General features: G+C 61.0%; 6 protein-coding genes. 1 reads left to right on the top strand and 5 read right to left on the bottom strand.

The window, feature by feature from the left end; translation table 11 throughout:
* The first annotated feature begins 15 nt into the window (after positions 1–15).
* Positions 16–711: a sce7725 family protein gene (locus EN925_RS22735; protein ID WP_245461041.1), complete on the top strand. Its 696-nt coding sequence runs from the start codon at positions 16–18 to the stop codon at positions 709–711.
* A 538-nt stretch (positions 712–1,249) separates the two neighbouring features.
* On the opposite strand, the gene EN925_RS22730 is transcribed toward EN925_RS22735, so the two are convergent.
* From EN925_RS22730 to EN925_RS22710, 5 genes are all read right to left on the bottom strand, one after another.
* On the bottom strand, positions 1,250–1,978 hold the full coding sequence (locus EN925_RS22730) for an ABC transporter ATP-binding protein (protein ID WP_127369586.1): 729 nt from the start codon (positions 1,976–1,978) through the stop codon (positions 1,250–1,252).
* Positions 1,978–2,742 carry an ABC transporter ATP-binding protein gene (locus tag EN925_RS22725; RefSeq protein WP_127384512.1) on the bottom strand — a complete coding sequence of 255 codons (765 nt, stop codon included), beginning with the start codon at positions 2,740–2,742 and terminating at the stop codon, positions 1,978–1,980. Before EN925_RS22725 ends, EN925_RS22730 begins: the two co-directional genes overlap by 1 nt.
* Before the next feature lie 2 nt (positions 2,743–2,744).
* Complete coding sequence (locus EN925_RS22720) at positions 2,745–3,707, bottom strand: branched-chain amino acid ABC transporter permease (RefSeq protein WP_127368794.1); 963 nt, start codon at positions 3,705–3,707, stop codon at positions 2,745–2,747.
* Entirely contained in the window at positions 3,704–4,615 is a 912-nt protein-coding gene (locus tag EN925_RS22715) for a branched-chain amino acid ABC transporter permease (protein ID WP_127368795.1), read from the bottom strand. The genes EN925_RS22720 and EN925_RS22715 overlap by 4 nt, the downstream gene beginning before the upstream one ends.
* A gap of 119 nt (positions 4,616–4,734) precedes the next feature.
* On the bottom strand, positions 4,735–5,137 hold a 403-nt coding region (locus tag EN925_RS22710), incomplete at its 5' end, for an ABC transporter substrate-binding protein (RefSeq protein WP_164894335.1).

Genomic DNA, 5,137 nt, shown 5'->3' with positions numbered 1-5,137 from the left:
GCCTGGGCCTAACGCATGTATCACCCATATTTCCGCGGCAAGCAGTTCGAACTGATCGCCATTCGCGAAACCGCAATGCTGATGGCGGAATCGGGGTTCGTGCCAATCATAGAGCCTGTGCGCGAAGCGCTCAAAGGGTTGGAGCGGACCCTTACGGCGATCTGCGACGCCGGCGGCGAGGCGATCGTGATCATCAATCCGGCGCATGGCGATCATGCCGAGGACGGCGTGAGCATCTCGACGCTGCTCGGGAATGGATTTCTCAAAAAGGACGGCATCAGCTCAGGCATCCTGCTCACCAACGACATGGATGTCGATGACGCGGTCGCCTGTCACCTCAAGCACCAAGCGCATCAGCCAGTATTCATCCATGCCGGTTTCACCGAAGCCAAGGCACTGGCCGACGCGCTCGGCGACGACCTCGCGGAGACGCGGCACGTCTTCTTCGAAAAACACTGCCACAAGCTGTACCGCAAGCACCTGAAGGGCAGCAAAACCCGCATCCTCCTGCGTGACGGGTTCGAACGCCGGCGCAACGCCGATCATCCGCCAGTCGAATTGTTCTCTGATCTCCACCTCACGTTCGAGGAGGAAGACATGGACGGTTTTGGCGATTTCCTGATCGTAGGCGATGACTATATCGAAGGCGGCGGCCCCGCTTATGCCGTCGCGATCCACCTCACCTTTCTCGACCCGACAAGGACGAGGTGATGTATGTCTATCATTTCGTGTCGACGACAAGGGACACGCCGAGCGATCCGGGCGGCAAGTTTGCACAGGCGCTGGCAAAGCTGATCGCGAAGCTCGATTAGCGAATTAGACGGCAATTCCCGGTGCGAAGTCACGCTACGCCTTAAATCCCGCGGTTCGACGATTATGTTGATGCCAAGCGGAAGCGCACTTGGCATCGAAGCGTCGGCGACGCCTGCTTAGAGGAACCCGCATAGCAGTCCGCAATGACCGACATTAGGCGCCTACCAGACATTCACCAGCCGACCGTCTGCGCCCCACTCGCTATTCTTTCCACATAGTGGATCGTAGTTCAGCCTGCATATGTTCTGCCAAGTCGAGTTCGCCTCTCGCTTCTGGCCGATGGGGTTTAGCGCACGAGCTCCGACGGGCGCTTCGCAGGCATGTCCATCCTTCGATGGCACGCTGAAGTAGGCCTGCTCAAGGGCCTGCCGTTCAAACCGAGCGGCCTTCCGCTGCCGATATCTTTTGCTATCCTTTGCGTTGGCTGCTTTGCCAGCTACGCAGCCGCGCCACCTAAGTAGGCGCTGATGACCGCTTCATTGCTCGCCAGATCGCTCCCAGGGCCATCAAGAACGATGCGCCCGGCTTTGAGCACATAGCCGTAGTCCGCGAACTTCAAGGCGACTTTGCTGTTCTGCTCGACGAGCAGAATGGTCACCCCTTCGCGATTGAGGCGCTGCACGATTTTCATGACTTCCTTGATCAGTTGCGGCGCCAGACCCATGGATGGTTCGTCGAGCAGGAGCACCTTGGGCGCGGCCATGAGGGCTCTGCCGATTGCGAGCATCTGCTGCTCTCCTCCAGAGAGGTTCCTTGCATCGCCATTCTTTCTGCGCGCCAGGATGGGAAAGAGTTCAAAAACGTGATCCAGCCGCCGCTTTCGCTCAGCGTCGTCGGCAAGCGTAAACGAGCCGAGGTCAAGATTCTCTTTGATCGTCATGTCGCCGAAAATGCGCCTTCCCTCCGGGACGTGGACGAGCCCGCGATGCGGCAGGCGATGGGCCGGGACCTTGGTTATGTCCTCGCCCAGGAAGCGGACATTTCCAGAGGACGCCGCAATCAGGCCGGACAGCGTGCGCAGCACCGTGCTTTTGCCGGCGCCGTTCGCGCCAAGCAGGGCGACGATCTGGCCGCGTTTGACCGAAAGGCTGACGCCATGAAGCGCTTCGATGGCGCCATAGCGGGCAACGATACGGTCCGCGCTAAGAACGATCTCGGGGTCCATTAATCCTCCGTGCCGAGATAGGCTTCGATGACCCTGGGGTCCGCGCGGACGGCCTCCGGCGCACCATCGGCGATCTTCTGACCGTAGTCGAACACGACGATCTTTTCCGACACTTGCATAACCAGCCCCATATCGTGTTCGATCAGCAGGACGGTGACGCCGGTTTCATCGCGAATGCGGCGGATCAGATGTACGAGGTCCAGCTTCTCGCGCTCGTTCAGGCCGGCAGCGGGCTCGTCCAGCAGGATAAGCTCAGGTGTCGACGCCAACGCCCTTGCGAGTTCGAGCCGCCGTTGATCGCCGTAGGAAAGGCCGCCGGCATATCGATGCGCATGCTCAGCAATGCCGACGAAATCGAGCCAGCGCATGCCAACCGCGCGGATCACCTCTTCCTCGCGCCGCTGCGACGGCAAGTGCAGGATGGCCGACACGATGCCATGACGGCTCCGGCAATGCTGGCCGGACATGGCGTTTTCTAGAACGCTCATCTCCTTGAACAGTCGGATGTTCTGAAACGTGCGGGCGAGCCCGAGCGCGGTGATGCGATGCGGCGGCAAACCGGTAATTGGCCGGCCGCCCAGGCTGATCGAACCGTCCTTCGGCTTGTAGAAGCCGGTCAGGCAATTGAAGAGCGACGTCTTGCCGGCGCCATTCGGCCCGATGAGACTGTTGATGGCACCTTTCTCAACCGAGAACGAAATGTCGTGAAGGACCTTCAGTCCCCCAAAACTGAGGCGCAGATCGCGGACTTCGAGCAACGCCATGGTCAAACCCGCTTGTCCGGCCAGAGCCCGTTCGGCCTGAACAGCATGATTGCCAGCAACGCAACCGCAGTCACCAGGGGACGATAAGTGCCCGCCCCGCGCAGCACCTCCGGAAGCAGGGCCACGAGAACGGCACCCAGGACGACGCCAGGAATGCGGCCCATGCCACCAAGGACGACGCCAAGCAGGATGAGAAGCGATTGATTGAAGGTGAAACTCTCCGGCGAGATGGCCGTCATCTTGGCGGCGTAGAGGCACCCGGCCACGGAAGCTATCACCGCGCCCATCATATATGCCTGCAGCTTGGCCGTGACACGGTTGATGCCGATGCCGGCAGCGGCGTCCTCATCATAGCGAACGTAGAACCAGGCTCGTCCCATTCGTGACCGCTCGACGCTCAGGCAGACGAAGGCGGTGAGCAGCGCCAGCACCAGGAACGCATAATAGAAGTGCTGCACCTGCATCAGCTTGAAGCCGAAGATCCCCGGCCGCTCGATACCGATGAGGCCACTCGCGCCACCGGTGATGTCGAGGTTGCGGGCGATGATGCGCACGATCTCGCCGAAGCCCAGCGTCACGATCGCCAGATAGTCGCTGCGCAGCCTCAAGGTCGGAGCACCGATGATGATACCTGCTACGCAGGCTGCCGCCATGGCGATCGGGATGGTGAGCCAGAAATTGAAGCCGAATTCTGCGGTCAGGATGCCTGATGTGTAGGCGCCAACCGCAAAGAAGGCGGCGTAGCCGAGATCGAGCAGGCCCGCATAGCCAACGACTATGTTGAGGCCGAGGCACAGCACGACATAGAGCAGCGCCGTGGTCGCCACCTCCGTCACGTAGGCGTTGGCGAACTGCGGCAACACCAGCGCGACGGCGAGTGCCGCCAGGCCGGGCAGCACGACGGACCAGCGCATCAATTGCGGTTGCCCGGCGGCCGGCATGCTTCTCACTTCGTCGATCATCATACCCGCTCCACGACAGAGCGGCCAAGAAGGCCGGTCGGCTTGAACACAAGGAACAGGATCAGGGTGCCGAAAACGAAGACGTCACGCCACTCCGATCCGACGAAGGGCAAGGAAGAACCGAAAGCCTCGAGCAGGCCGAGCAGTAAGCCGCCCAGCATGGCACCCGGCACGCTGCCGATCCCGCCTATGACAGCGGCGGTGAAGGCCTTGAGCCCCATGATGAAGCCCATGAAGAAATGGACACTGCCATAGTACGCGCCGGCCATGACCCCGCCGCCGGCGGCGAGCGCCGAACCCATGAAGAAGGTCAGTGCGATCACCCGGTCGACATCGATGCCCATCAGGCGGCTCGCCCCCATGTCGATGGACACGGCGCGCATCGCCTTGCCGTACATGGTGCGTGAGACAAAGGCCTGCATCCCGGTCATAAGAGCGATGGAGGCGGCCACCAGCACCATCTGCGTGTAGGTGATATGAACGGTGGAAATGTCGACACCGGCAAAACCGAGATCCGTGTTGAAGGCGTAATGACGCCCGCCTGTCAGGGCGAGTGCCGTGCCGTTCAACACCATTGAGGCGCCGAGCGCCGTGATGAGGATGGAGAGGCGCGGCGCATTGCGCATCGGCCGATAGGCGAAGCGTTCGATGACGACGCCGAGCAAGCCGACGACCAGCATCGACACAAGCAGGGCGCAGACCACGCCCAGCCAGCCATTGCCGACCCAGATGCCAACGAAGGAAAACACAATGAGGCCGACGAAGGCGCCGTTCATGTAGATGTCGCCATGGGCGAAATTCAGGAGCTTGATGACGCCGAAGACCATGCTGTAGCCGAGCGCGATCAGGGCATAGAACGAGCCGACGATAAGACCGTTCACCAGTTGCTGAATAAGCAGGTCGAGCGTCATTGATGCTCCTGGGGCAGAATTGAAAAAGTCTTGTCTGGGCGCAGCGTTGGCGCGCCAGACAATCGGCGATGACGCCGAGGCCGCCACAAGGGCCGCCCCGGCATCAATCCGGTTAGCCTTTATTCGACAGCCACCCACTTGCCGCCTTTGGCGATCACCGGGCGGAAGTTCGAGGTCTGGAGGGTGTTCTTGTCGGTGAACTTGATTTCGCCGGCAAGGCCTTTGAAGTCGCTCGCCTTGAGGGCCTCGATGATCGCCTTTTGATCCGCCGACTTGGCCCGCGTGATGGCATCGGCGATTAGGTCGCCCACATCATACGAAAGAGCTGCATAGGCACCGGCGTCACGACCATAGGTTTCCTTGTACTTGGCTTTGAAGTCGGCGGCGCCGGACAAGAGGTCGACGGTCGGCGGAGACAACAGATACACGCCCTCACCGGCCGACCCGGCGATTTCCAGATACTCCGGCGAATTGTTGCCGTCGCCCAGCACGATGCCGCCCTGGAAACCGGCCTGCCGAAGC

Source organism: Mesorhizobium sp. M7A.F.Ca.US.006.04.2.1 (genome assembly GCF_004022915.1).
In the GTDB taxonomy this organism is placed as follows: domain Bacteria; phylum Pseudomonadota; class Alphaproteobacteria; order Rhizobiales; family Rhizobiaceae; genus Mesorhizobium; species Mesorhizobium ciceri.
Note: the sequence above shows the minus strand (reverse complement) of the source record. Positions and strands in the feature narration are given on the sequence as shown.

Coding starts and splice junctions, on each gene's coding strand:
- EN925_RS22725 (WP_127384512.1), bottom strand. CDS start 2,742: ATGGCGTTGCTCGAAGTCCGCGATCTGCGCCTCAGTTTTGGGGGACTG.
- EN925_RS22735 (WP_245461041.1), top strand. CDS start 16: ATGTATCACCCATATTTCCGCGGCAAGCAGTTCGAACTGATCGCCATT.
- EN925_RS22715 (WP_127368795.1), bottom strand. CDS start 4,615: ATGACGCTCGACCTGCTTATTCAGCAACTGGTGAACGGTCTTATCGTC.
- EN925_RS22720 (WP_127368794.1), bottom strand. CDS start 3,707: ATGATGATCGACGAAGTGAGAAGCATGCCGGCCGCCGGGCAACCGCAA.
- EN925_RS22730 (WP_127369586.1), bottom strand. CDS start 1,978: ATGGACCCCGAGATCGTTCTTAGCGCGGACCGTATCGTTGCCCGCTAT.